General features: G+C 72.0%; 25 protein-coding genes and 1 pseudogene. 16 read left to right on the forward strand and 10 right to left on the reverse strand.

Annotation, left to right across the window (positions count from 1 at the left end; all coding sequences use genetic code 11):
• The first annotated feature begins 58 nt into the window (after window positions 1-58).
• Window positions 59-841: an SDR family oxidoreductase gene (locus OG295_RS38635; RefSeq protein ID WP_331738363.1), complete on the forward strand. Its 783-nt coding sequence runs from the start codon at window positions 59-61 to the stop codon at window positions 839-841.
• 85 nt (window positions 842-926) lie between these two features.
• On the opposite strand, the gene OG295_RS38640 is transcribed toward OG295_RS38635, so the two are convergent.
• The gene (locus OG295_RS38640; RefSeq protein ID WP_331738366.1) at window positions 927-1,436 is read right to left on the reverse strand and encodes a RidA family protein; all 510 of its coding nucleotides are present in this window, start codon (window positions 1,434-1,436) and stop codon (window positions 927-929) included.
• A gap of 121 nt (window positions 1,437-1,557) precedes the next feature.
• On the opposite strand from OG295_RS38640, the gene OG295_RS38645 reads away from it, so the two are divergent.
• Window positions 1,558-2,067: an NUDIX domain-containing protein gene (locus tag OG295_RS38645; protein WP_331738369.1), complete on the forward strand. Its 510-nt coding sequence runs from the start codon at window positions 1,558-1,560 to the stop codon at window positions 2,065-2,067.
• A gap of 323 nt (window positions 2,068-2,390) precedes the next feature.
• Here OG295_RS38645 and OG295_RS38650 read toward each other — a convergent pair whose 3' ends face one another.
• The 3 genes from OG295_RS38650 to OG295_RS38660 all read right to left on the reverse strand — a co-directional run bounded on the left by OG295_RS38650 (window position 2,391) and on the right by OG295_RS38660 (window position 4,269).
• Window positions 2,391-2,585 (reverse strand): hypothetical protein, encoded by a 195-nt coding sequence (locus OG295_RS38650; RefSeq protein ID WP_331738372.1) that lies wholly within the window; start codon window positions 2,583-2,585, stop codon window positions 2,391-2,393.
• Window positions 2,570-3,247 carry a hypothetical protein gene (locus OG295_RS38655; protein ID WP_371681484.1) on the reverse strand — a complete coding sequence of 226 codons (678 nt, stop codon included), beginning with the start codon at window positions 3,245-3,247 and terminating at the stop codon, window positions 2,570-2,572. Before OG295_RS38655 ends, OG295_RS38650 begins: the two co-directional genes overlap by 16 nt.
• Window positions 3,248-3,600: 353 nt before the next feature.
• Window positions 3,601-4,269 carry a helix-turn-helix domain-containing protein gene (locus OG295_RS38660; protein WP_331738378.1) on the reverse strand — a complete coding sequence of 223 codons (669 nt, stop codon included), beginning with the start codon at window positions 4,267-4,269 and terminating at the stop codon, window positions 3,601-3,603.
• A gap of 57 nt (window positions 4,270-4,326) precedes the next feature.
• Between OG295_RS38660 and OG295_RS38665 the strand changes: the two genes are divergently transcribed.
• From OG295_RS38665 to OG295_RS38685, 5 genes are all read left to right on the forward strand, one after another.
• Window positions 4,327-5,775, forward strand: coding sequence for an MFS transporter (locus OG295_RS38665; RefSeq protein WP_331738381.1), 1,449 nt, complete (start codon window positions 4,327-4,329; stop codon window positions 5,773-5,775).
• The gene (locus tag OG295_RS38670; protein ID WP_331738384.1) at window positions 5,772-6,167 is read left to right on the forward strand and encodes a cupin; all 396 of its coding nucleotides are present in this window, start codon (window positions 5,772-5,774) and stop codon (window positions 6,165-6,167) included. Before OG295_RS38665 ends, OG295_RS38670 begins: the two co-directional genes overlap by 4 nt.
• 212 nt (window positions 6,168-6,379) lie before the next feature.
• Window positions 6,380-6,805, forward strand: a complete 426-nt coding sequence (locus OG295_RS38675; protein ID WP_331738387.1) for a hypothetical protein — start codon at window positions 6,380-6,382, stop codon at window positions 6,803-6,805.
• A 363-nt stretch (window positions 6,806-7,168) separates the two neighbouring features.
• The gene (locus OG295_RS38680) at window positions 7,169-7,552 is read left to right on the forward strand and encodes a VOC family protein (protein WP_331738390.1); all 384 of its coding nucleotides are present in this window, start codon (window positions 7,169-7,171) and stop codon (window positions 7,550-7,552) included.
• Between the two features lie 398 nt (window positions 7,553-7,950).
• Window positions 7,951-8,484, forward strand: a complete 534-nt coding sequence (locus tag OG295_RS38685; RefSeq protein WP_331738393.1) for a hypothetical protein — start codon at window positions 7,951-7,953, stop codon at window positions 8,482-8,484.
• Between the two features lie 56 nt (window positions 8,485-8,540).
• On the opposite strand, the gene OG295_RS38690 is transcribed toward OG295_RS38685, so the two are convergent.
• Window positions 8,541-9,431 (reverse strand): DUF4232 domain-containing protein, encoded by an 891-nt coding sequence (locus OG295_RS38690; RefSeq protein WP_331738395.1) that lies wholly within the window; start codon window positions 9,429-9,431, stop codon window positions 8,541-8,543.
• Window positions 9,432-9,651: 220 nt separating this feature from the next.
• Between OG295_RS38690 and OG295_RS38695 the strand changes: the two genes are divergently transcribed.
• Window positions 9,652-11,064 carry a serine/threonine-protein kinase gene (locus OG295_RS38695; protein WP_371681485.1) on the forward strand — a complete coding sequence of 471 codons (1,413 nt, stop codon included), beginning with the start codon at window positions 9,652-9,654 and terminating at the stop codon, window positions 11,062-11,064.
• A 144-nt stretch (window positions 11,065-11,208) separates the two neighbouring features.
• On the opposite strand, the gene OG295_RS38700 is transcribed toward OG295_RS38695, so the two are convergent.
• From OG295_RS38700 to OG295_RS38710, 3 genes and pseudogenes are all read right to left on the reverse strand, one after another.
• Window positions 11,209-13,338: a hypothetical protein gene (locus tag OG295_RS38700; protein WP_371681486.1), complete on the reverse strand. Its 2,130-nt coding sequence runs from the start codon at window positions 13,336-13,338 to the stop codon at window positions 11,209-11,211.
• A gap of 50 nt (window positions 13,339-13,388) precedes the next feature.
• Complete coding sequence (locus OG295_RS38705) at window positions 13,389-14,087, reverse strand: ABC transporter ATP-binding protein (protein WP_331739011.1); 699 nt, start codon at window positions 14,085-14,087, stop codon at window positions 13,389-13,391.
• A 72-nt stretch (window positions 14,088-14,159) separates the two neighbouring features.
• A pseudogene (locus tag OG295_RS38710) lies at window positions 14,160-14,504 on the reverse strand (IS5/IS1182 family transposase); the annotation flags it as partial.
• A 616-nt stretch (window positions 14,505-15,120) separates the two neighbouring features.
• On the opposite strand from OG295_RS38710, the gene OG295_RS38715 reads away from it, so the two are divergent.
• Window positions 15,121-16,152 (forward strand): hypothetical protein, encoded by a 1,032-nt coding sequence (locus OG295_RS38715; protein ID WP_331738401.1) that lies wholly within the window; start codon window positions 15,121-15,123, stop codon window positions 16,150-16,152.
• Window positions 16,153-16,488: 336 nt separating this feature from the next.
• Here the strand turns inward: OG295_RS38715 and OG295_RS38720 are convergent, their stop codons facing one another.
• Window positions 16,489-16,614 (reverse strand): hypothetical protein, encoded by a 126-nt coding sequence (locus OG295_RS38720; RefSeq protein WP_331738404.1) that lies wholly within the window; start codon window positions 16,612-16,614, stop codon window positions 16,489-16,491.
• Between the two features lie 73 nt (window positions 16,615-16,687).
• Window positions 16,688-17,191: a MarR family transcriptional regulator gene (locus OG295_RS38725; RefSeq protein WP_331738409.1), complete on the reverse strand. Its 504-nt coding sequence runs from the start codon at window positions 17,189-17,191 to the stop codon at window positions 16,688-16,690.
• 182 nt (window positions 17,192-17,373) lie between these two features.
• On the opposite strand from OG295_RS38725, the gene OG295_RS38730 reads away from it, so the two are divergent.
• The 7 genes from OG295_RS38730 (at window position 17,374) to OG295_RS38760 (ending at window position 23,538) form a co-directional block, all read left to right on the forward strand.
• On the forward strand, window positions 17,374-18,531 hold the full coding sequence (locus tag OG295_RS38730) for a PP2C family protein-serine/threonine phosphatase (protein WP_331738412.1): 1,158 nt from the start codon (window positions 17,374-17,376) through the stop codon (window positions 18,529-18,531).
• A gap of 52 nt (window positions 18,532-18,583) precedes the next feature.
• Entirely contained in the window at window positions 18,584-19,108 is a 525-nt protein-coding gene (locus tag OG295_RS38735) for a MarR family transcriptional regulator (protein ID WP_331738415.1), read from the forward strand.
• Between the two features lie 186 nt (window positions 19,109-19,294).
• Complete coding sequence (locus OG295_RS38740) at window positions 19,295-20,587, forward strand: PP2C family protein-serine/threonine phosphatase (RefSeq protein WP_371681487.1); 1,293 nt, start codon at window positions 19,295-19,297, stop codon at window positions 20,585-20,587.
• Window positions 20,584-22,317 carry an ATP-binding protein gene (locus tag OG295_RS38745; RefSeq protein WP_331738422.1) on the forward strand — a complete coding sequence of 578 codons (1,734 nt, stop codon included), beginning with the start codon at window positions 20,584-20,586 and terminating at the stop codon, window positions 22,315-22,317. The genes OG295_RS38740 and OG295_RS38745 overlap by 4 nt, the downstream gene beginning before the upstream one ends.
• Window positions 22,314-22,772: a response regulator gene (locus OG295_RS38750; protein ID WP_331738425.1), complete on the forward strand. Its 459-nt coding sequence runs from the start codon at window positions 22,314-22,316 to the stop codon at window positions 22,770-22,772. The genes OG295_RS38745 and OG295_RS38750 overlap by 4 nt, the downstream gene beginning before the upstream one ends.
• 82 nt (window positions 22,773-22,854) lie before the next feature.
• Window positions 22,855-23,217 (forward strand): STAS domain-containing protein, encoded by a 363-nt coding sequence (locus tag OG295_RS38755; RefSeq protein ID WP_331738428.1) that lies wholly within the window; start codon window positions 22,855-22,857, stop codon window positions 23,215-23,217.
• Between the two features lie 30 nt (window positions 23,218-23,247).
• Window positions 23,248-23,538, forward strand: coding sequence for an ATP-binding protein (locus tag OG295_RS38760; RefSeq protein ID WP_331738430.1), 291 nt, complete (start codon window positions 23,248-23,250; stop codon window positions 23,536-23,538).
• Window positions 23,539-23,608: the final 70 nt, after the last annotated feature.

Here is a 23,608-nt window from a genome sequence, read left to right on the forward strand (position 1 = left end):
CGCCGTCGACGGGGCCCATCGGGGGCGCGGCACGAACACATGGCAGAGGGGTACGGACATGGGCGAGCAGCTGGCAGGCAAGACCGCACTGGTGACCGGCGGATCGCGGGGTATCGGACGGGCCGTCGCACTGCGCCTGGCCGCTCAGGGGGCGCTCGTGGCGGTGCACTACGGCGGGAACGAGGCTGCCGCCGAGGAGACGGTGGCACGGATCGTGGGGGCGGGCGGGCGCGCCTTCGGCGTGCGGGCCCGGTTCGGAGAGGCCGCAGCAGTGGACCGGCTGTTCGAGGGGCTGACCCGCGGGCTGGCGGAACACGGTGTGAAGGGCCTGGACATCCTGGTCAACAACGCCGGTATCAGCTCGGGCAACTCGATCGGTCAGGTCACCGAGGAGGAGTTCGCCACGCTGATGGCCGTCAACGTGAGCACCCCGTTCTTCGTGGTCCAGCGGGCGCTGCCGCTGCTGAACGACGGCGGGCGCGTCATCAACATGGGGTCGACGGCCAGCCGGTTCGCGGTCTCCACCCAGATCGGCTACACGGTCAGCAAGGCGGCGCTGGAAGCCATGGGACCCTCGCTCGCCAACGAGCTCGGTCCGAGGGGGATCACGGTGAACACGGTCGCGCCCGGAGCCGTGCGCACCGACCTGACCGCCGGCTACACCTCGATCCCGGAGGTCGTAGCGGGCCTGGAGGCCATCACCGCACTCGGACGGATCGGTGAGCCGGAGGACGTCGCCGACGTCGTGGGCTTCCTCGCGGGCCCGCAGGGGCGCTGGGTGACCGGCCAGACGATCGACGTGTCGGGTGGGACCTGGCTCGGTCCGATCGCCGCCGGCTGAACCACGACGGCCGGCGCGCACCGCCGTCTCCCCGGTCCGGTACCGGCCCGGGGAGACGGCCGTAGCCGGTGGTCGCCACCAGCAATCAGGAGCGCGGTGAGACCTTGACGATGGCCTCGATCTCCACGAGCTGTTCGGGGACCGACATGTCGGATACACCGACGATGGTGTCGGTCGTGCGGTGGTTGCCGACGTACTCCTTGTGCAGTCTGGCGGCCGTGTCGAAGTTCTTGCGGAGGTCCTTGGTGAAGATCTTCATGCTGATGATCTGGCTGCGCGGGACCCGGTAGTGCGCGAGGACCTTGTCCAGGTTGTCGAAGGACGTGCGCACCTGCTTCTCGAAGTCGCCGGCGCCCACGAAGTTCCCGGCCGCGTCATGGGACACCTGCCCCGAGATGTAGATCGTGTCCCCGGCCCTGATGCCCTGCGAGTACCCGTAGGACTCCTCCCACGGCACCCCGAACCCGAAGTGGTCCCAGCCGCGGCGCGCCTGGTCCTGCGCGCTGGCCCCCTGCAATCCTGTGAAGGTGATCATCGCGGCCACGACCGCGGCCACCACGGCGCCGATGCCGAACCTGCGCCTTGACTTGGTCATAGCTCTCTCCCTTGCGTCCCCAGCGGAGCCTGTGGAGTCCCGACGCTCCCACGACGGAAGGGAGAACTCCTCGTACGGGAATCGAGTGGACGCCACCTGAGCCCCTGCGATCCTGTGTCCCATGGGTGAACAGGTCGAGAGGGTCGATGAGCAGGATCGCGTCGTGGCGGTCGCCGACCGTGGAGACGCGATTCGGGAACGGTGGCTGCACCGCGTCGCGACGACGGTGTGCCGCGACGGCGACGGAAGGATCCTCGTGCACCGCCGCCCGGACGAGGTCTCCCGCTTCCCGGGGCAGTTCAACTGGATGCTCGGTGGCGCCGTCGACGTCGGTGAGTCGTACGAGGAAGCCGCGGCCAGAGAGCTCACAGAGGAGCTCGGAGTCCACGCTGCTCCCCGGTTCGTGCTCAAGTTCCTGTGCGACGGCGTGATCAGCCCCTACTGGCTGGGCCTTCACGAGGTCGTCATCACGGAACCGGTGCGGCCCGACCCCACGGAAGTCGCCTGGTTCGACTGGCTGACCGAGCCCGAACTCGAAGACCTCGTCCGCCATCCCGGATTCATCCCGGACGCCCGCGAGGCATTCGACCGATATCGAGCCCTGGGCGCCCCGCATCACCGCTTCGGTTGAGGGCTGCCCCCCCCGCGCACACCCGGCCCGGCCGGCCGAGACGATGCCGACACCGGCCGAGCGCGCGGAGAAGGCGCAGGCAGAAGCGTGCAGATGTGGCTGGCGACCGCCCTGGACGGCTTCTGCCCGATGTCCGTCGACGCCGAGCTGGACACCGGCCCCGTCCGGACGGTAACCGGTGCCCCCGACCTGTCACCAGGCTCGGCGGACCTGCGCGCGGTGGTCGATGCGCGGCTGCGCAGGCGTTGGTCCCTGACTCCCCTCCGCGCGCGTGCCCCCTCTCCCCGTGCCGGGCAGAGGGGGTACGGTCGTGGGGGCCGGCGTCAGTGGGTCGGGTCGTCGGCGGGGGTCGCCCGTCGTGCCGTCGCACGGGCCAGGATCACCGCCGGGCCGTCGTCGTCCCCCTCGTCACCGGCCGGGCCGGACGGGGTGTCCGGGGTCACGGTGGTGGCGTCGACGGGTCCGCTGGCCGGGTCGTAGCCGAACGTGTTGCGCGGCTGTTCTACAGGCAGGTCCACTTGCTGGAGCCTCCGTACTGGAGATAGCCCTTGACCTGGGTGCCGTCCGTCGCGGTCGCGTACCCGCGGGCTTCCAGGCGGTACGGCTTCTGGCCGTACCCGGCGGGGTGATTACACCAGACCATGAAGATGGTGTCGTTGTGCTGGGCGGTGGTCTCCGGCCCGACGACGGAGCCGGTGAACCGCGCCCAGCCGCCGTTGTCCCAGGCGAACTGGCCGTTGGTGTGCTGGACGCGGAAGCTGCCGGAGCAGTCCTGGTTGGTGGTGCCCTGGAGGTCGCCGAGGTTCCAGTCCCGCAGGCCGCCGACGTACAGCGTGCACAGGAACGCGCCGGCGGCGTTCGCGGCGGGAGTGGCCGTCTTGCCGCTGGTCTTGGCGGCTTCTATCGCCCGCGCGGAGTCGACGAGCTTCTTCGGGAGGTAGTTGGCGGGGTCCTTGGCCCTGGGGTCGGACAGGTCCAGCGTCGCCGACTGGTAGGTGTTACCGGCGCCGTCGTAGCCGTAGTGCATGACGGCGCCGGTGGTCGGCCGGGCCGTACCGGCGGGCGCCGTCTTGGCGGAGGCGTCGGCAGAGGGGGCGGGGGTGGCAGCGCTCGCTCCGGACGCCAGCGCCAGTACGAGCCCGAGAGACGAACCTGCGGTGGCCAAAGCGGACATACGCATGAACAGCTCCTAGTGCCGCGATCCGCGGGAGCAGGGTGCGCCCGGTGTGGCGGCAGGGCAGGGACGTTAGGCCAACGCGTGGCCGATTCCCAGGACGGCCCGCCGGGTGGCCGGATCGCGGGGGAGAGTGTCCGATTCCGGGAGGGAAATCACCGCTGCCCGTTCCGTCCATTGAGATGGGCGGCGTCCACGGGTGCCCCGGATGTCGGGGTTCCGTCTCGGACAGCGCCCCTGTGGTGCTGACGCGGGGCCCCGCCCACCCTTGGCCTGACCCGAGCCCGACCGACGGCCGAAACGCCAACGCCGATCCCACCCCTGGCGGAGGCTCCGACACGGACACGCCACCGGCCGTCTCAGTGGGCGGCGAGGAGGCCGTCCACCAGGGCTCGGAGACCGTCCAGGTAGGTGTCTTCGGCGGTCAGCGGCGCCCAGCGGTCCGCGATCTGTGCCAAGCGGGGTACCTCTCGCGGGTCGAGGTCGGCGAAGACGTGCTCCCGGTAGGTCGCACGGTCGTCGTCCGCGCGCCGCCGCGCCGCCGTCACCCGGACCACGATCTCTCCGGCGGTGTAGTACCAGATCGCACGGTAGCCGTGCACGGCCCGGTCGGGGGAGAGGCCGGAGGCGACCAGACCGTCGACGATCTGCTCGACGAACCACAGCGCGGACGTGGACATCAGGTCGTCGGCCGTCAGTACCTCCACGATCCAGGGGCAGGCGGCGAGCGCCTCGTGGACGGCGGCGGCCGCGACGATGACCCGCTCGCGGGGGTGGGCGGGAAGTTCCGGCCGGTGCAGGGTGCGTGCGGCGTAGTCGTCCAGCAGGAGGACGAGGAGTTCTTCCTTGTCGCGGACGTGGTGGTAGAGCGCCATCGGCGTACTGCCGACCTCGGTGGCCAGCCGCCGCATGGTCAGCCGGTCCACTCCTCCCTCCGCCACGATGCGGCGGGCTGTCTCGATGATCTCCTCGCGGGAGATCCGGGGAGGTCGGCCCAGGGTTTTGCGGGGTGCGGACGGTTGCGGCATGTCCCCATCATCTCCCAGGTGTCGACAACGGCGCGCCTGGCCGCTAACTTTTCTTACATGTATAGAAACTCTCGGGGGAGGCCCGGACTGGTGCTGGCGGCAGCCGCCGTCGCCCAGTTCGTCGTCGCCCTGGACATGTCCGTGGTCAACGTCGCATTACCCGCGATCCGCACCGCGTTGGGATTCGCGCCGCTCGACCTGTCGTGGGTCGTGCACGTGTACGCGCTCACGTTCGGCGGGTTCCTGCTGCTGGGGGGCCGCGCCTGCGACCTTTACGGCCGGCGTCGGTTGTTCGTGCTGGGGCTGGCCGTCTTCGGACTGTGCTCGCTGGCGGGCGGGTTGGCCCAGGCCCCCTGGCAACTGGTCGCCGCCCGCGCGGGCCAGGGCCTGGGCGCCGCCGCAGCCGCGCCGGCCGCGCTGGCGATGCTCACCACCACCTTCACCGAAGGCCCCCGGCGCGTCCGTGCCCTCGGGGTGTGGAGCGCGGTGAACGCCGCGGGCGGCGCGCTGGGCGTGCTGGCGGGCGGGCTGCTGACCGAGTACGCGGGCTGGCGCTGGGTCATGCTGATCAACCTGCCCATCGTCGCGGCGGCTCTGGCGCTGGTACCGGCGGGGAGGGACGCCGGGGAGTCACCCGCCCGGCGCGAGAGACTGGACGCGCTGGGCGCCGTCCTGGCGACCGGCGGACTCGGGCTGCTGGTGCTCGGTGTCGTCCGCACCGACACCCTTGGCTGGGGCTCCCCGGTCACATGGACCTCCCTCGCCGCCGCGGCCGTGCTGCTGGCCGCGTTCGTCGTAGCCGAGTCGAGAGCCGCAGCACCGCTGCTGCGCCTCGGCCTGCTGCGCAGCCGCCAGGTCGCCGGAGCGAACGTGCTCGTGTTCCTGGCCGCGGCCGGGCAGTTCACGGCCTTCTACTTCGTGTCCCTTTACATGCAGCAGATCCTGGGCATGGGCGCCGCGGCGACCGGAACGGCATTTCTTCCCTTCTCCGCCGGTCTGGTCGCGGGGACCATCGTGGCGACCCGCATCACCGCGGCACGCACCCCCCGCGCATCCCTGGTGCCCGGTGCCCTGCTGGCCGCCGCGGGCCTGGCCTGGTTCGCCCGTATCAGCCCGGACGGCGGCTTTCTGACCGACGTCCTCGGCCCGTCCCTCGTCACCAGCGTCGGCGCCGGACTGGTCCTGGCCCCGGTCGCGGCAGCCGCCACCACCGGCATAGCCCCGCGTGAGGCCGGCATGGCCTCCGGCCTCATGAACAGCTCCCGCCAACTCGGCGGCTGCCTCGGCCTGGCAGCCCTGGCCACCGCCGCCGCCCACCACACCGGCACGGCCACCGACCCCGCCGCGCTCAACGCCGGCTATGCCCTGGGCCTGGCCGTCGGTGCCGCCCTCTTCGTGCTCGCGGCGGTCGTGGCGATCGGCGTGCTGCCGCGCCGGCGGGTCTCCACGCCTCTCCCGCAGTCCACCGTCTCCGCCGGCCAGCAGTTGGAAGGAACACCCTCATGACGACCAACACCGTCGACCTGTTCGCCTCGGCGCTGCACTTCCACCCCGACGGCGACGTCCGAGCCGTCGAACGGCAGATGACGAGCAGCGGATCCGGCGCCTGGCAGATCGCCACGTTCCACGTCGAGACCGACGCCGACGTCCATGCCGACCACTGGGAGATGCACCCGGAGGCCGAGGAAGCGGTGTGCTGCCTGACCGGCGGCATACGCCTCTACTTCCGCCCCGAAAGGCCTGGCGGCGCCGAGGAGATGGTGCCGTTGCCGGCGGGCACCGCCGTGATCGTCCCCCGTGGCCGCTGGCACCGCCTGGAACTGGAGTCCCCCGGCGACCTGATGTCGATCACCCTTCGCGACGGCACCCGCCTCGAAAAGCGCGCTGACCTTCATTGAACGGCCGGTGGCCGGGCCGGCGTGCCGCAATCGAGTCCGCACCTCCCGCCGGCCGTCTTTTCAGAGGTCCCGGGTGCGAGAGTTCCCGAAAGGGTGGTATTGCCCCAAGGCGGCTGAAGAGGGACACAGGAGGAGGCACGGTGGTCTCGTCCCGGCGGGCAACCAGGGACCTGATGGAGGAACCGTCCGCCGTATGACGGAAAGGAACCGTTGTGCTGTTACGCGAGCGCATCGTCCTCACAGTTGCCGGATTGGCTCTGGCCGGCGGTCTCGCCGCGGCCCCGGCCGCGAACGCCGCGCCGCCGGCGCGGTCCACCGACAGCGCGGCGGCGGTCACGGCCGCCACGTGCTCCGGCTGGAAGCAGATCAACATCACCGGGGGCCGCGCCAAGTACCGGGAGTGCACCCGGACGGAGAAGGGCAAGCCGCAGGTCAACGGCACGCTCCAGCTGTGGGACACCAAGCACGACGGCAAATCCGTCCAGGCGTACGCAAGGACGGATTACAACCACTGGTACGGCGACAAGGTCACCTGGGAGCACTTCTACGCCTGGGGGGATGACAAGCATCCCAGCGGGATGATCACCTCGGGCTGGCGGGAGGGCGACGACTTCGAGCTGGTGATCGAGCTCAAGTAGCGGCATCGGCCGGCAGAGTTCCGCAGGCCTCGCCAGGACCGCACGCCCGCTGTCCGACGCGAAGAACAGGCCCCGCCTGCGTTGACCACGGCTGGTCCCGGCGCAACCGGGACCGGCCGACGTCCCAGGCGGCCTTCGCCCCCGGAGCTGGACCTCGCCTGCGACCGCACGGCCGTTGCTGCTCCACGCGATGCACAGTGTGGCCGACCGGCCGGCCTTCCGTCTGGCACGGCGGCATCCTCGTCTGCTGCCTGACCGTCTCGCCGGAGAGCGGGGTGACGGAAGACACCGGTGAACGGCTGATCCTCGAAGCCCCGTACTGCACTTTGCTGACCGGACGGGGCTTCAGGCAGGATCCCCTGCATGGTTTCGGTAGTGCAGAACGTCGCGGTTGACTGTGTGGATGCCTATGAGCTGGCTCGGTTCTGGAGCGAGGCGCTCGGCTGTCCGCTGCATCCGGAGAGCAAACCGGGTGACCTGGAGACTGAGGTGATGCTGCCGGAGGGCCCGCTGCTGTACTTCAATCAGGTGCCGGAACCGAAGACGGTCAAGAACCGGATCCACCTGTGCCTGCGCCCCAAGACCTCGCGCGAGGAGGAGGTCGAGCGGCTGCTGAACCTCGGTGCCACCCTCGTCGCCGATCGCCGGGAACCCGATGGCGCCGGCTGGGCCGTCCTCGCGGACCCTGAAGGCAATGAATTCTGTGTTCTCCGCAGCGAGGCCGACCGCGCAGCGATGTCTTCTTGAGGCCACACGCCTGCCCGCGCAGGATGCCGGCGACCACGCGCATCGTCTCCCCGTCCCAACGCACCGGGGCCGTCCCCCTCCGGCGTCCGGGCTACCTCGCCGCGCTCTGCCTGCAGATGAACGTCCGCCCCGTGTCGCGGAGCATCGCGGTCGTCCTGCGCGGCCACGTACAACGGCCCGTCGGCGCCCCGCCGCACCAATGTCTCCGCGCCCGTGTGCCGTCGGCCCATCTGCCTCACCCCACTGGGATTCCGCCACCAGGCGATGCCTCCCTGCCCAGTCACATCCCTTTCGCACGGGCGCAGTTGACGAAGGCATTCAAGGGGGGCGTCCAGGCCGGCGGTACGGCGGGGCCGACGGCACCGGGGCTGTCGGACCCCGGTGTTAGCGTGGCCGACATGGCAAACCGTTCATACCTCTACTCTGCCGATTCGGTGCCGACCGACGACGAGATCCCCCAGGCGATCCGGTGCATATCCGAGCACAACTGGGCTGTCCCGCTCGCCCACAAGCTCATGGCCGGGTACGGCACGACGATCGTCCCCTCCATGATCTGGAACCCGCGGATCGGTATCGCCGCGGACTACGACAAGGGTGCGGCCCTGCTCCGCGACCTCCTGAACGCGGTCGGGCGGGGGCTTGAGGACGACGACCAGTTCTCCCGGCGCGTGGACGAGACCAGGGCCCACCTCGACAAGCAGCGGGCGGGGCACTTCATCCTGGAGACCGGGGAAATGATCTCCATCACGGCCGACGACCCGGTGGCGGCGGTGCAGCGCCTGGTCTCCACCGACATCCCCGCCGCCGTCGCCCAGGCCGAGGCGGCGATCGCCGGCGAGAACGACGAATGGCTCGCCTCGGTCCGAGCCGACTGGCAGGAACACTTCGGGTCCTTCTACAGCGACGCGCTCTACTACACCTTCTCCGAATAGAGGGTCTGGCCTTCCCGGAGCCGGAGCCGGAGCCGGAGCCGATTCCGGACGGGGCCCTACCTCGACGGGCGGGTCCAGGCGCGGACGGCCAGCAGGCCGGTCGTGCCGAGATCGAGATGGGGTGTCACGGTCACCGGATCGGCGCCTTGGACGGCCCGCACCCTGACGTACGGGATGCTGACGGCATCGCCGGATTCAGTGGTGTTGCGCCACATGAGCCCGGACAGGGCACTCTCACCCGGCTTCAGCACCAAAGGACGGGCCGGCTCGTCGAATCCGGTACCGGTGCTGATGCCGCCGCTTCCCTCCACGATCCGGACCCCTTGGACGGGTGACCGGTCCTGGTCCAGCAGTTCCAGGAGGGGGTAGCCGTCGAGCGCGTAGTCGCCGTTGCCGCAGTTCTCCAGGTGCAGGCCGACCACGCGCAGCCCCATCGCGGCGTCGCCGTCGTCGGCGGTGATGCGGATGCCGGAGGGCGGACACTCGCCGGATGCGGACGGTGCCTCGGCGGCGGGCACCTTCGTCACGTGGGAGACCTTGACGCGGGTCACCCGGGACGATCCGGGGGTGGAAGCCTTCAGCCGGACCGTGCCGCGCACGGTCGCTCCGGGGCCGACCGAGCGTACGGTCTCGCGGGTGTTGGCCATGACCTCGCCGGCCTCGGTGGTGAAGTCGAAGAGGATCGTGTAGGCCAGCGCCTCGGTGCCGTTGTTGGTGACCTCGTACGCGGCCGAGATTCCGGAGCCGTCGCCGGGGAGGGGATCGGCGTGGACGACGCCCGACCCGTCGGAGCCGGGGGTGGGCACGGCGGAGGGAACGGTCACCGAGGTGATCCGCACGCCGTCCACGCGCGGGGCCGTGACGCCGGTCCCGGACCCCGGGGCGCCGCACGCCGTGAGCAGCAGGAGCGCGGTGAGCACCGGAAGAAGGGCATTGGTCTTGGGCATCACGCCACCCCATCAGGAACACGGGTGCCGGGCCATGGCGGAGGCCACACTTCCGGTCACAGCCGTGTCACGGCGGCCGGTCCGCTGGGAACAGCCTGGTGCACACCCAGTCCCTCTGGCAGGTTTCCGGGTATCGGGGCATCGCTTTCGCGGGCCCCGCATGATCGGCATCGGGCCGGTTCGTCGGGGACCGCAATGTGCGAGACGAGGAGGCACGGCAGTGCGAGACGAACTTCTCGGAGGTCGCTACCGATTGGTGCGACAGCTCGGCGAGGGCGGGATGGGGCACGTATGGGAGGCACACGACGAGACGCTGGGCCGGCCCGTCGCGGTCAAGGTGATCTCCCTGCTCGCCGGCGGCGGAGGCCGCGGCAACGAGGCACGCGCCAGGTTCCTGCGCGAGGCACGGATCACCGCCCAGTTGCAGCATCCCAACATCGTGACCATCCACGACCTCGGCGAGACCGGCGCCGGGGACGACAAGGCACCGTTCCTGGTGATGGAGCTGATCCGGGGCGAGGGGCTGGACACCGTGCTGCGCCGAGGCGCCGTCCCCTTGCCGGACGCGAGTCGATGGGGCGCGCAGATATGCGACGCGCTGGCCGCCGCGCACGACGTGCGAGTCATGCACCGGGACATCAAGCCGTCCAACATCCTCATTACCGCCTCCGGCCTGGTGAAGGTCCTCGATTTCGGTATCGCGAGGGCGGCCGACCCCTACGCGACCGTGGACCGTCTCACCCGGACGGGCTTCATCGTGGGCACGCCTGCGTACATGGCGCCCGAGCAGGCACGTGGATTCCCGGAGCCGCGCAGCGACCTGTACGGGCTCGGCTGTCTGCTGTTCGAGCTGACCACGGGCCGGCTGCCGTTCCGGGCTCCGGACACGGTGGGCTACCTCTCGGCACACCTCACCCAGGAACCGCCCGCACCCAGTGCGGTCGCCACCGACATCCCACCCGCCTGGGACGGCCTTTTGCTGACCCTGCTGCAGAAAGACCCGAACCAGCGGTACCCGGACGCCGCCGGCCTTTCCCGGGCGCTGCGACAACTCGACCACGCACCCGAGCCCGCGCCGCCGGCGGCCGACCGCACCCACCTGCCCACAGCGCCCGCCACGACTCCGCTGCCACCGGTGGTCTCCACCCCCGGCGCGAACGAGGTCCTCCCGCAGCCGGGTGCGGCATCCGCGAATTCCCTGACACGCCGTCGCGTATGGCATGGGGGCGTGGACATCGCGACGCGGTTCGTCCTGCCGGCAATCCTGTTCCTGCTCTACAACTGGCTGAGCATTATGGAGACCAGACTTGGCGTGTACGTCGTCATGACGCTCACCTTGGTGCTGACGGTTGTACTCACATCGCGTTCCAAAAGGCTGACGCGCGGGACGGGGTACGCGGCCTCGGCGGTCATCGCGGTGGGCCTCGTGGTGGATGTGATCAAGAAACAGGGCTCGTGGAACGGGAACCGCTGGCTCGACGGCGTCCTGTACGACCGCCCCTACACTCTCCAGCTGCTCTATCACGCGGTGTCTGTCCTGACGGTCGCGACGTACTGCTACCGCGAAACCAAAACCCGGCGAGCCCAGTCGGAGCATGGCACGTCAGACAGCGCTGAGGCTTCGACGCCATGAGGGCTGGGCGGGGCGTCAGCATGCCCGGAGGACCGGTGCCACCTGGTGGTGGTGCCGGCCCTCCGGTCGCGCTGTTCGGGGCCCGGTCCCGTCCTGTCGCTCCGGGACGGAGGCCCCGCCGGATGTTGGAGGCCGGGTTGCGCCTCAGTCGGCCTGGGGCGCCCAGGAGGCGGCATGGGCCGCAGCGGTGCGCCCGCACGTCAAGGCCACGGCCACTCCGGAGACGGCCACTGCGGTGAGTCCGGCGCCGAGCAGTCCCGGGGACATCCAGCCGCCCTTGCCCAGGTTGATCACCAAGCCACCCAGAAGGGCCGCCACACCCACTCCGACGACTCCGACGGCCATCAGCGGCAGGGCGAGGGTGTACAGGGCGATCCGCTGGTAGAAGGCCCGTCCGGTCTGGTAGACGGCCAAGGGACCGAGCGCCTGCGACTGTTCGATGAACACGCCCGCCGCTCCGAGGGCACCCGCGGCGGCCAGCGCCGCGATGCCGAGGAGCCCGACGTCCAGCAGCCAGCGCACCTGTGCCGCCTGGGCAGCCGACCCCAGGTACCAGGACTGGCCCGGCTGCGTGGTCATGGGGCCGATCAGGTGCCGGTACGCGGCCCGTTCGACCGCGTCCAAGCCCGCCGCGCCGTCGCGGTTGACGACGATGAACCCGAACAGGGCCTTGTCCCCTTCCACGGGAGCGCCGCACGCGCACACCGCGACCGGCGGGGCGGGCAGCATGTCCCGTGATGCGAGCACGTCCCGGCCCGGCGGCGACAGCCCGCCGAACACCCGCTCCATGCTGACGGGCCGGTCCGGACAGGCCGTGACGGTGCCGAGCGCGGCCAGGCTCCGGCAGGTGCCGGTCAGTCGTAACCCGGACCCACTCGGGTCGGGTGAGAACCGCACCACCCGGTCGGCGCCGACGGCCGCGACGAACCCGTCGGCGGTGGCGGGGATGTTGCGGGACCTGACCTGGATCAGCCCGGCGCCCGCGGCGTCGTGGCGGGCCCGGGCGGCTTCGGCGGGTTCGGCGAACTGGGTGGTGATGACCTGGCCGATGACGATGATGCCGAGGCCGACGACCAGAGCAGCGCTGAGCCGGGCCAGCGCCTGCGGCCGGGCCGCGAGCCACCGTCCGGCGACGATCCGCGCCACGTCCCCGCTCCTGCCACCGCTGCGGGCGAGGCGCGCGCCGATGAGGCGCGTCAGCCGGGCTGTGGCGTACGGGAGGACGATCAGCGCGACCATGGCTCCGACCGCGAAGGCGAGCTTCCCCGCGGTATGCCGGTGCTCCGACCCCCACCCCGCCACCACGACGGCGCAGACGAACACCACCACCGGCCACCGGCCACCTCCGGCCGCGGCCGGGCGGGCGGGGGCCGTCCCCTCGCGCCGGCGGCGGACGAGGCAGCCGGCCACGCTGACCCCGAGCAGCACGGCGAACGTGGCGGCCGCGCACAACGGCAGCCACACCAGTGCGGCCCGCAGGTCCTGCACCCACACCGGGTAGCCGGTGAACGGCAGCACCAGCGAGGTCACCGAGACCGTCAGCGTCGGCACGCACCCGCCCAGGATCCCCCACCCGAGTGGCCGTGCGGCCTCCGCCGCCACCACGATGGCCCGGCCCCGTAACGGGATCCCGAGCGCGTCGAGGAGCAGGAGGCGCCGTTCGCGCACCTCGGAGCGGCTGCGGGCCGCCACCAGTGCGAGGGCCACGACGGGCACCCCGGCGATCAGCGCCACGATCAGGTCGAGTTCGGCGATGTCCCGGTCGAACTGGTGGGAGTTCACGAAGAACATGTGGTGCCGGCGGCTGCCGAATCCGGAGATGAAGGAGGCGGGTTCGCCGACCTCGTCGAAGAATCCGTGCACGGCCGGGTTGACGTACGCCACCAGCTCGGCACCGTCGGCCAGACCCGCGTGGGAGATCACGCCGGCCTGGCGCCCGTACCGGTCCGGAGCGGCCTCCGCGAGGGCAGGGGACGGGAAGGCCTCGCCGGGCTCGGGCCAGCGCGGGAGACCGGGAGGCGGTTCGACCGTGGGGTCCAGGGGCCGTACGTACACCACGGAGACCACGCGTTCGCCCAGCTCGTCAGGACGTTCCCACCAGCGGGCCCGGGCGGCCTCCGCCGCGACGGGGACCGGGTTGCGGGCGGTCATGCGCGCATCCCGCCGGTCGTGGACGGTGTGCGCGGCCACCACGCCCCATACGGTGACCAAAGTGAGCAGCGCGCCGAGGATGAGAGCGGCACGGTGGGTCGGTCCGCCCCGGGTGCGGGCCATGCGCAATCCCAGCGTCCACAGGAGACGCGTGCGTGTGCGGCTCGCGGACTTCACCGGGCACCCGCCAGCTTCCCGTTGGCAAGGGTCAGTACGGTGTCCGCGCGTTCGGCCACCGCCGGGGCGTGGGTGACGACGGCCAGGGCGCACTGTCGCTGTGCGGGCAGGGCGAACAGCAGCTCGGCGACGGCTCCGGCGGCTTTGCCGTCAAGGGCTCCGGTGGGCTCGTCGGCGAGGATCACGTCCGGGGAGCCGATGAGCGCTCTGGCCACGGCCAGCCGTTGCCGCTCACCGCCGGAGAGGGTGGCGGTCGGAGACGTCCGCAGACCGGCGATGCCGAGCTCATCGAGCAACTCCTCCGCCCGCCCGTACACCTCGCGGGGCCGCGCCGAGGACATGAGGCCGGGCAGGGCCACGTTCTCCAGCGCGGTCAGCTCGGGTAACAGCTCGCCGAACTGGTAGACCATCCCGATGTGGGCCAGCCGCAGTGCGGCCCGGCGGGAGGGGGAGGCGGCGGTGATGTCGTGGCCCGCGATGGTAACGGTGCCGGCGCTGGGGAGGGCGATTCCGGCGAGGCAGTTCAGCAGGGTGGACTTGCCGCATCCGCTGGGTCCCGTGATGGCCACACTCGTGCCGGGCGGTATGGCGAGGTCCAGTTCATCGAGGATGGTCCGACCGGCCACCTGGTACCGCAGGCCCCGTGCGGATAGGGCGGCGAGGGAGTTGACAGGGGCGGGAAGGGGTGAGGACACGGCTTCTCCTTGCGGGCTTCGACACGACCGGTGGTGGCTCGGGCACCGCCGCCACCGGTCGAGTCCCTCCTGGGTTCTGTCTGACACGTCGTGGGCGGGTTCGCGGAGCCGGAGGATCAGTGAGGCGAGGTGGACTCCGGCCTCGTGGCGGGTGGCCAGTTTGTCGAAGCGGGTGGCGATCGCGCGCGAAATTGCTGGAGGCGGTTGAAGCAGCGTTCGACCACGTTGCGGGCCCTGTAGAGCTCTCGGTCGAAGGCCGGCGGCCTGCCGTCGGCCTGTCCGTGCCGCCTTGTCCGCGATGACCGTCTCGGGCCTGCGGCGAGGCCGTCCAGCGCCGCCCCGGGGCACCCTCAAGACGTCCATGATCTCGTCGAAGACGGTGGAATCGTTGACGTTTCCGGGCGTGACGACGACGGCCGGGGCAGGCCACCAGCATTTTCAGGCCGCCTCGGCGTCCACCACCCGAGGCGGGCCCACTGTTGGGCGAGGGTCTGGCACCGCGACCACCTCGGCCCGTGCAGGTGCGAACTCCGGCCCTCCGACGCCCCCTTCGCGGGCTGCACCAAGGGCGAGCACCAGGTGGACCACCGGAGGCCGGGTACGGCGCCGAGCGCGTGGGGCGCCGGGCCGGGGAGTGACTGCCTCAGGTGGGCCACCGGCTCCGGTGAACGGGTGGAAGAAGACGCCGGGCCCGCCGCTCGCCCGCCCGCATCAGGGGCCGGGCAATCCGGGCGAGACCTCTACCCCGTCCAGGTGGCCGACGCCACGGACATCGCGCACCGCCACCGCCGGCATGGTGCCCATCGCGGCAGCGGATCCAGGCCCTCCTGATGTAGCGGCGGCGCGACCTCCGGCGATACCAGGCGTACGGTCCACGCTGGAACCGCTGCGCGGGAGGCTGGTCACACTGACTGACCGTGGCCGGCCACGGAAACTGCCCGACGGCCGGTTCACCACCCGTCTGGGAGCGGCATGCGGGTAGCCGCCGGGGGTGCTCGCGGACCGGTGCTGTCAGGTGTCTAGGGTCGCCTTCATGACGAGGACCACGCCCCCGCGCCCCCTCGACGTCGAGGCGCTCTTCCCTGAACTGGCCGCCTTTCGGGGGACGACGACTCGACTGCACCCGCGGCCGGGCAGACCAGAGTTGTCGGCCAGTTCCGTGGGCGGTCCGATGCTGTGGCCGGCGGACGAGCCGTGGCCGGTGTGCGGCGAGGCCCACGGGCGTGGGCGCGGGCGGCGCCCGGCCGACATCCGCCGCTATCGGCAGGTTCTGGCTTCCGCGTGGTCCCGCGAGCAGGCTCCCGGCCCGACGGACGAGGAGCGGGAGCTCCTGGGCGAGCTGGACCGGGAGCACCGGATCCCCGGGGCGTCCGAGACCGACCCGCTGCCGATGATCGGCCTTGCGCAGCTGTACCGGCGGGAGGTGCCCGACCTGCCGGCGGGGCCGGGCGACTGCGATCTGCTTCAAGTGTTCTGGTGCCCCTTCAACGCGCACGGCCCGGGCCGGTACGACCTGGAGCTGCACCTGCGCTGGCGGCGGTCGTGGGAAGTCGGTGAGGTGTTGACCGCGCCGCCGCAGCCGTTGGTCGTCGGGGCCGACGGCTTCGTGCCCGAGCCCTGTGTGCTGCACCCGGAGCAGGTGGTCACCTATCCGTTTGCCGGAGTCCTGCCCGAGGAACTGTGCGCACGGATCGACGCCTGGGAGGAAACCCTTGAAGAGGAAGCCGGGCAGACGACTGACGGGAGTACGGCAGAGCCGCCCGGCTACCAGTACGACCTGTCCATCCCGCCCGGCTGGCGCGTGGGCGGCTTCGCCTCCTGGCACGCGACCGACCCGTGTCCCATGGACTGCCTGACCTGCACGGCACCGATGCACCTGCTGCTGACCATCGACAGCTCGGAGTGGGACGGTGGCAGCGGCAGCTGGAAACCGCAGGAGGACCGGAACCATCCCGCTCCCCGGTGCGCCGGCCCCACGGAGGTCACAGTGGGCCGCTGGGGCGAGCTCAACGTATTCGGCTGCCCCGACAATCCCGAGCATCCGCACCGCTGGAGCATCCAGTAGCCTGCCGGGCACGAGTACGGTCGGGACAGTCAGCGGAGCCACCTGGGGAAGCGCGGTGAGGGGCGTAACCGGCATCCGCAGTCGGCCGGAGGACACCACCTGCTCCGTCGTGCTGCCGCGCCGCCGGGGACCCGCCGCCTCACCCCGGCGGCGCCCCCCGCAGAGGGGGTGAGGGGAGGGGCCACCCGGATGTGGGGGCCCTCCGGAGTGGTGAGGAGCTCACCCCAGCCGAGCCGGAACGACCGGAGGAGCAGGGGTGGGATCCCGGATCGTCGCGCGCCGCCCTGGGGAGACCGGGCTGCATCCGGCCCGTCGGGGGTCTGGGTCAGGAACGGTTCAGCCGTACCCGGCCATCGCCGCCGCCTGCCGCACGTCTGCGGACTGCTCTTCCGGTACGGGCACGACGTGGAACGGAGCGGGGCCACTCCGCTCGATGACCCGGGCGGCCAAGACCATGTTCATGCGGGTTCCCTCCTCGGGACGGCGCGACGGGCGGTGTGCCGTGGCCCGCCCGGCTTGCGCACCCCCGCCCGCGTCAGGCCGTCCTGGTGCTGAAGGAGTCCGGGGACGGCAGCCGCAGCGGCTTCGCGACCGCCGCGCAGAAGTCGGCGAGGCCCGTCGCCAGGGCGGCCCGGGAGGCTTCCGGCATCGCGGCCATCGCCTCGGCCAGCACCTCCTGCCTGCGGGCCCGCAGTCGTTCGAGGTACGTCCGGCCTGCCGCCGTCAGCCCGAGCAGCACCTCGCGGCGGTCGTCGGCCCCGGGGTGCCGTTCGAGGAAGCCCACGGCCTGCAGCCGGTCGCACAGCCGGGTGACGGACGGCGGGGCCGCCTCCAGCAGCCTGCCGAGCTCGCGGAGGTTCAGCTGGTCGTTCGCCTCGACGAGGAACAGCACCCGGGCCTGCGCGGAGGAGACGGGCGCGGCGCTGGCCGTGTCCCGGCCCCGCTCCCAGACCACCTCCAGCAGCTCGATCAGCTCGCTCATCTCCGGCACCGCCGACACGGCGGGTGGCCGCGGGGAGCCGATCGACCGCTGACTCATGTGACACTCCCTACCGGACGTACGCGCAGCCCTTCCCCGGCGGACCGGCGGCTTCGTCGTCCCCCATCTTGGCAGTTGTGAGAGAGACAGGTACGGGGCCGGTGAGTGAAGGCGTACGTGGCGAGGGTGTCGGGGACGTCGGGAGTGGCGGGAGTGGGGGGAGTGGCGGGAACGTCGAGCGCGTGTTGCGCGCCGCCGCCCCGCACGCGCTGTTCGAGGAGGTGCGGGGGCTCCTGGCCCGCGACCACGGGGCGGCCGGCGCCGAACTGCTGATCGCGGACTACGCCGCGGCGCGGCTCCAGCCCGTCACGGCACAGCCGTTCACCGCCGAGTCGGTGTCGGCGTACAACACCGCCGAGGGCAGGGCCTTCGGCGCCCAGGACGCGCACGTGGTCCCGGGGGAGGGCGGGGTCACCGTGCACCTGCCGGTGACCGTGCGGGGTGAACGGCTCGGGGTCCTGAGCGTGCGCTACCCGGCCGGAGTGCCGGTGGGGAGCCACATCGGCCCGCTGCAGGACATCGCCGACGCGCTGGCCCACGAGATCCTCGTCGCCGACCGCGACACCGACTTCTTCCTGCAGGCGCGCCGGGCCAAGAGGCTGACCCTCGCCGCCGAGATGCAGTGGCAGCTGCTGCCGGGGCGCTCGTGCTCCCGGCCCGAGTACGACCTCGGGGCCCAACTGGAGCCCGCGTACGCCATCTTCGGCGACAGCTTCGACTGGTCGGCCTCCGCCGACCATCTGACGCTGACCGTCAACAACGGCATGGGCGAGGGCATCGACGCGGCGCTGCTGACCAGCCTCGCCATCAGCGCGCTGCGCAACGCCCGGCGGGCCGGCCTCGGCCTCGCCGATCAGGCGGCACTGGCGGACCAGGCCCTCTACGGCCAGTACCAGGGGCGGCTGCACCTGGCGACGCTGCTGCTCCGCTTCGACCTGGACACCGGCGAGGTCGAGGTCATCGACGCCGGATCGCCCCGGGTCTGGCGGCTGCGCGGGGGCACGGTGGAGCCGTTCGGGCTGGAGGCGCAGCTGCCGCTCGGCATGTTCGAGGACACCGTCTACACCTCCCAGCGCTTCCAGGTGCTGCCCGGGGACCGGCTGTTCTTCCTGAGCGACGGCGTCTACGACGTACTCTCCCCCGTGGGCGAGCGGTACGGCCTGCACGCCTTGACCCGGGCCATCATGAACACGCGGCTGCTGCCGCCCTCGCAGGTGCCGCGGGCCCTCCTGGAGGAGCTGCCGGGGTACCGGGGCGGCGTGGACGCCACCGACGACGCGTTGGTCGTGTGCCTGGACTGGCACGGCCGGCCCGGTACGGGGGCCGACGGCGAGCGGTAGCGGCGACCGGGCGCACAGGGCCTACGGCGCCGGACGGTGGCACAGTGGTGACATGCCCCGTCCCGGCCGCTCCGGCGCCCACGAGGACCCGGCCGCTGCCCTCGCAGCCGCGGTGGACCTCCTCGCGGTACTGCAGGCCAGGGGCCAGGACGGTGTGGAACCGGCCGTATCGCCGTCGCAGCTGCGGGCGCTGCTCGCCGTGGAGGGCGCCGAGGGCGTCAACCTGCGGACCCTGGGCGATGTGCTCGGCTCCCGCCCGCCGTCGGTCTCCCGGCTCTGCGACCGGCTGGAGGCCATGGGGCTGCTGACCAGGTCACCCCATCCGGCCCGGCGCCGTGAGGTGGAGGTACGGCTCACACCGCAGGGGCGGGCACTCCTGGAGGAGCGGCGGGCGATCCGGGTGCGCGAGCTGTCGGCGGTGCTCGGGCGGATGACCCCCGAGGCGGTGGACGCGCTGGTGGCGGGCCTGGAGGCGTTCCGGGAGGCGGCCGCGGGCGGGTACCCGGCCGGCGCCCCGCCCGCGGCCGCGGACTGCTCCGCACCGGCGGTCCGGGCCTCCGTCCCCGACAGCGCCTGACGTCCGGGGGCCGCGGCGGCCGCCTCCGGTCCATGGGGGTGGTTCCGGGCCCGTCCACGGGATGACAGAATCATTGAGTTCATAAAATATTGCCCAACGGCAAATGATCACTCTAGGCTTGTCCGACGCAACCACGCGTCCGTCGGGCGTCCGCCGTCCGAGATGAGAAGGGACAGACGCGACGCCATGGTGAGCATTCCCGGGCTCGGGACCCACCCCCCGGCCGCCCGCACACCGCAGCCGCCGGTGGTCGAGCCCCGGCAGGAGTCCTCCGGGAGACCGGACGACTCGCTGGCGCTGTGGAACGGCCGGCCCCCGTACGTCCTGCTCATCGAGGACGACGAGGGTGACGCCGTGCTCGTCGAGGAACTCGTGGAGGACAGCGGGGTCGAGGTCCGCCTCGGCCGGGCCCGCTCCCTCGCCGACGCCCTGTGCCTGCTGGAGGCCGAGGCCCCCGAGTGCGTCCTGCTGGACCTGCACCTGCCCGACGCCCAGGGCCTGGACGGGCTGAAGAAGGTCCTCGCCGTGTCGGCCGAGGCCGCGGTCGTCGTCCTGACGGGCCTGTCGGAGGAGCGGGCGGGACTGACCGCGGTCGCCGCCGGCGCCCAGGACTACCTGGTCAAGGGCCGCGTCGAGGCCGACGTCTTCATGCGGGCCATCCGCTACGCGATCCAGCGCAAGCGCACCGAGCTGGCGGCCGTCGCCCTCCAGGCGGGCAAACTGCGCGCCGAGGAGAACGCGCGCCTCGAACGCGGCCTGCTCCCCACGCCGCTGCTGCTCGACGACGCGGCCGACGCCGTCACCGTCTGCGCCCGCTACCAGCCCGGACGCGCCCAGACGCTGCTCGGCGGGGACTTCTACGACGTCGTCCAGACCCCCGACGGGGCCACGCACGCCGTCGTCGGCGACGTGTCCGGCCATGGCCCCAGCGAAGCGGCGCTCGGCGTGTGCCTGCGCGTGGCCTGGCGCTCGTTCGTCATGGCCGGCGCCCGCGGCGCCGAACTGCTCGGGCTCCTGGAGCGGATCCTGCTGGCGGAACGCTCCAGCCCCGAGATCTTCGCCACCCTCGTCTGCCTGGCCCGTCCCGCCGGTACCCACGCCGTCTCCGTCCAGCGCGCCGGGCACCCCGGATTCCTCGTCCGGTCCGCGGCCGGCGTGGAGCTGCGCACCGTGCCGGGAGGGCCCGCCCTGGGCATACTGCCGGGCTGGGGCCCCGGCTGGCCCGTCACCGAGGTGCCCGTGGAGGCGGGCGGCGCCGTGATGCTCTTCACGGACGGCTTGATCGAGGGGCGCATCGGCCCCGGCTCCGACCGCCTCGACGAGACGGGCCTGCTGGAGATCGCCCGCAAGCACGCCGACCTGCCCGCGGAACCGTTCGTCGACACCCTCATCCAGACGGCGCAGGGCCTCGCCGCGGACTGGGGCGGCCTGGCCGACGACGTCGCCGTTCTCCACCTCGAATGGAACTCCTCCACGTGACCTCTCCCGCACAGCCCCCCGAAACCCCCGGCGGACGGGCCCCGGAGCGCCACGGGCCGAGCCTCCAGGTCTGGCTGACCAGCGTGCTGGTCGTGCTCGCCCTCATGGTCGTCGGCACGGGCGCGCTCGGCGCGGCCCTCCTGTCCCACACCACGACGGCCGGCAACCGGCTCGTCGACGGGATCCTGCCCGCTCAGGGCGACGCCCTGCGGCTGGAGACGGCCCTGCTGGACCAGGAGACCGGGGTCCGCGGCTACCTGCTGGCCCACGAGCCCGCGCTGCTGGAGCCGTACGAGCGCGGTCTGGCCAACGAGACCGAGGCCGCCCGGCGCCTGGCGACGGTCCCCGACGGGGACCACGACGGCGTACGTGCCGACCTGGCCGCCGTGCAGGAAGCCGCCCGGACCTGGCGCGAGCAGTTCGCGACCCCCGCCATCGCCTCCGTGGAGAGCGGCTCCGCCCCGCCGTCCCTCCAGTCCGGCAAGGACCGCTTCGACGAGGTCCGCCGCCGGATCACCGCCCAGCAGGCACATCTGGACCGCATCCAGGCCGACGCCCGCACCACCTTCGGCGAAGCACGCTCTCAGCGCGACCACATCCTGCTGGCGATCGTCGTGGCCTTCCTGCTGGCCAGCTCCGCCCTCGCCGTCCTGCTCCACGTGGGCGTGCTGCGGCCGCTGGCCCTGGTGCGCACGGCCTCCCAGCGCGTCGCGTACGGGGCCTTCGAGGAGGAGATCCCTCTGCGCGGCCCCTCCGATCTGCGGGCCCTGGCCCGTGCGGTGGAGGCCATGCGGCACCGGACCGTGGCCGAACTGAAGGCCTCGCGGCGCAATGCCGAGCGGCTCGACCGCATCGCCGCCGAACTGGACGCGCAGGCGGTGGAGCTGCGCCGCTCCAATGCGGAGCTGGAGCAATTCGCGTACGTGGCCTCGCACGACCTGCAGGAGCCGCTGCGCAAGGTGGCCTCCTTCTGCCAGCTGCTGGAGAAGCGGTACGGGGACCGGCTCGACGAGCGCGGCGCCCAGTACATCGGGTTCGCCGTCGACGGTGCCAAGCGGATGCAGGTGCTCATCAACGACCTGCTGACCTTCTCCCGGGTGGGCCGGGTCCAGGACGCGCGCGAGACGGTCGCGATGGACGCCCCCCTGGACCGCGCGCTGCGCAACCTGGCCACCGCCGTGGAGGAGAGCGGCGCGGAGATCACCCGGCCCGAGCGGCTCCCGGACGTGGTGGGCGACCCGACGCTCCTGACGATGCTGTGGCAGAACCTGGTGGGCAACGCCGTCAAGTTCCGCTCGCCCGACCGCGCTCCGCGCGTCGAGGTCGCCGTGGCCGACGGCCCCGACGCGGAGCCGGGCTTCCACACCTTCACCGTCACCGACAACGGCATCGGAGTCCCGGCCGAGTTCGCCGAGAAGGTCTTCGTCATCTTCCAGCGGCTCCACGGCAGGGAGACCTACGGCGGCACCGGGATCGGCCTCTCGCTCTGCAAGAAGATCGTCGAGCACGCGGGTGGGCGCATCCGGATCGACACCGAGCACCGGGAAGGCACCCGGATCGTCTTCACCCTGCCCGTCGTCGCCGCCCCCGCCGCCGCTGCTGCCCCCGACACCGCCGCCCCCGACACCGCCGCCCCCGACACCGCCGCCCCCGGCGCGGCCGTGACCGCGGCGGACGGCGCCGGTGCCGAGCCGCCCGCCCCCGTACCCACCGAAGGAACCCCCCGATGAGCACTCCCGCAGACCGGCCCCAGGCCACCCCCGCCGAAGTCCTGCTGGTCGAGGACGACGCGGGCGACGAGTTGATGACCCGAGAGGCCTTCGAGGACAACAAGATCGGCAATGTGCTGCACGTCGTGCGGGACGGTCTGGAGGCCCTGGACTTCCTGTACCGCCGCGGTGAGCACGTCAACGCCCCGCGCCCCGACCTGATCCTGCTCGACCTGAACCTGCCCAAGTACGACGGACGGCAGGTCCTGGAACGGATCAAGACGGATCCGGAGCTGAAACACATCCCCGTGGTCGTGCTCACCACCTCGGCGGCCGAGGAGGACATCCTGCGCAGCTACAAGCTGCATGCCAACGCCTACGTGACGAAGCCGGTGGACCTCGACCAGTTCATCCGGGCGATCCAGCAGATCGACGACTTCTTCGTCACCGTGGTCAAGCTTCCCCGCGCATGGTGAGGCGGCCGGGGGCCGGGCCGGTGACAGGACGCAATCGTTCGGGAATGCGAACGGAAAAGTGGGGAACACGGACGTGAGCAGCATGGACGCGTACGACGCCGAGGCACGCAGCCGCGTCGAGACCCGCTCCGACGGGGACGTACGCATCGTCGTGATGGCGGGTGAGTTCGACATGGACAGCGTGGCCGGTCTGCGGACCGCGATGGATCCCACAGCGCCCGGTGTGGCCCGGTTCGTCCTGGACGTCGCCGGGGTGACGTTCGTGGACTCGACCGCGCTCAGCGTCATGCTGCAGCCCGCGTTGGACCGGCCGGTGGTCCTGGCGGGGGCCGTGCCGAGCCGTCTGGCCCGGCTGCTGGAGCTCACCGGTGCAGATCTGGCCTTCGCCACCGCGCCCAGCGTGGCCGAGGGCACGGTCATGATCGTCCCGTCCCGAGAGGGCTGAAGGGCGTTCGTTCCCACGAGGAGGGGAACGGTGCTGTACCACGCCGCTACGAGCGACACCAGGACGAGCCCCGGCGCACCGCGCACCGGCGGCACCGGCCTGCGGATCGCCGTCACCGACGCCGTCAGCACCGTTCCCCCGTCCCCGCCGGCCCGTCCGGCCGATGCGGCGACGGGCCGGGGCGGTTACGGGTGGCCGCTGATACACCGCCTCACGCGGAGCACGCGGATCACCCCCGCAGCGCACGGCGGCAAACGCATCGAGGTCGTCGTCCCGCTCGAAGGCGCGGCCGACTCCCAGGGAGATCCCCGCCCGGTGTGACAGCCCGACCGGTGTGACCCCCTACCGGTTTGAGATCCGGGATTCCGGCCATACGGGCGTCGAACGGTCT

Origin of the sequence: Streptomyces sp. NBC_01276 (assembly GCF_041435355.1) — a bacterium.
Lineage (GTDB): Bacteria > Actinomycetota > Actinomycetes > Streptomycetales > Streptomycetaceae > Streptomyces.

Coding starts and splice junctions, on each gene's coding strand:
- OG295_RS38635 (WP_331738363.1), top strand. CDS start 59: ATGGGCGAGCAGCTGGCAGGCAAGACCGCACTGGTGACCGGCGGATCG.
- OG295_RS38640 (WP_331738366.1), bottom strand. CDS start 1,436: ATGACCAAGTCAAGGCGCAGGTTCGGCATCGGCGCCGTGGTGGCCGCG.
- OG295_RS38645 (WP_331738369.1), top strand. CDS start 1,558: ATGGGTGAACAGGTCGAGAGGGTCGATGAGCAGGATCGCGTCGTGGCG.
- OG295_RS38655 (WP_371681484.1), bottom strand. CDS start 3,247: ATGCGTATGTCCGCTTTGGCCACCGCAGGTTCGTCTCTCGGGCTCGTA.
- OG295_RS38660 (WP_331738378.1), bottom strand. CDS start 4,269: ATGCCGCAACCGTCCGCACCCCGCAAAACCCTGGGCCGACCTCCCCGG.
- OG295_RS38665 (WP_331738381.1), top strand. CDS start 4,327: ATGTATAGAAACTCTCGGGGGAGGCCCGGACTGGTGCTGGCGGCAGCC.
- OG295_RS38670 (WP_331738384.1), top strand. CDS start 5,772: ATGACGACCAACACCGTCGACCTGTTCGCCTCGGCGCTGCACTTCCAC.
- OG295_RS38680 (WP_331738390.1), top strand. CDS start 7,169: ATGGTTTCGGTAGTGCAGAACGTCGCGGTTGACTGTGTGGATGCCTAT.
- OG295_RS38685 (WP_331738393.1), top strand. CDS start 7,951: ATGGCAAACCGTTCATACCTCTACTCTGCCGATTCGGTGCCGACCGAC.
- OG295_RS38690 (WP_331738395.1), bottom strand. CDS start 9,431: ATGCCCAAGACCAATGCCCTTCTTCCGGTGCTCACCGCGCTCCTGCTG.
- OG295_RS38700 (WP_371681486.1), bottom strand. CDS start 13,338: ATGGCCCGCACCCGGGGCGGACCGACCCACCGTGCCGCTCTCATCCTC.
- OG295_RS38715 (WP_331738401.1), top strand. CDS start 15,121: ATGACGAGGACCACGCCCCCGCGCCCCCTCGACGTCGAGGCGCTCTTC.
- OG295_RS38720 (WP_331738404.1), bottom strand. CDS start 16,614: ATGAACATGGTCTTGGCCGCCCGGGTCATCGAGCGGAGTGGCCCCGCT.
- OG295_RS38725 (WP_331738409.1), bottom strand. CDS start 17,191: ATGAGTCAGCGGTCGATCGGCTCCCCGCGGCCACCCGCCGTGTCGGCG.
- OG295_RS38735 (WP_331738415.1), top strand. CDS start 18,584: ATGCCCCGTCCCGGCCGCTCCGGCGCCCACGAGGACCCGGCCGCTGCC.
- OG295_RS38740 (WP_371681487.1), top strand. CDS start 19,295: ATGGTGAGCATTCCCGGGCTCGGGACCCACCCCCCGGCCGCCCGCACA.
- OG295_RS38750 (WP_331738425.1), top strand. CDS start 22,314: ATGAGCACTCCCGCAGACCGGCCCCAGGCCACCCCCGCCGAAGTCCTG.
- OG295_RS38755 (WP_331738428.1), top strand. CDS start 22,855: ATGGACGCGTACGACGCCGAGGCACGCAGCCGCGTCGAGACCCGCTCC.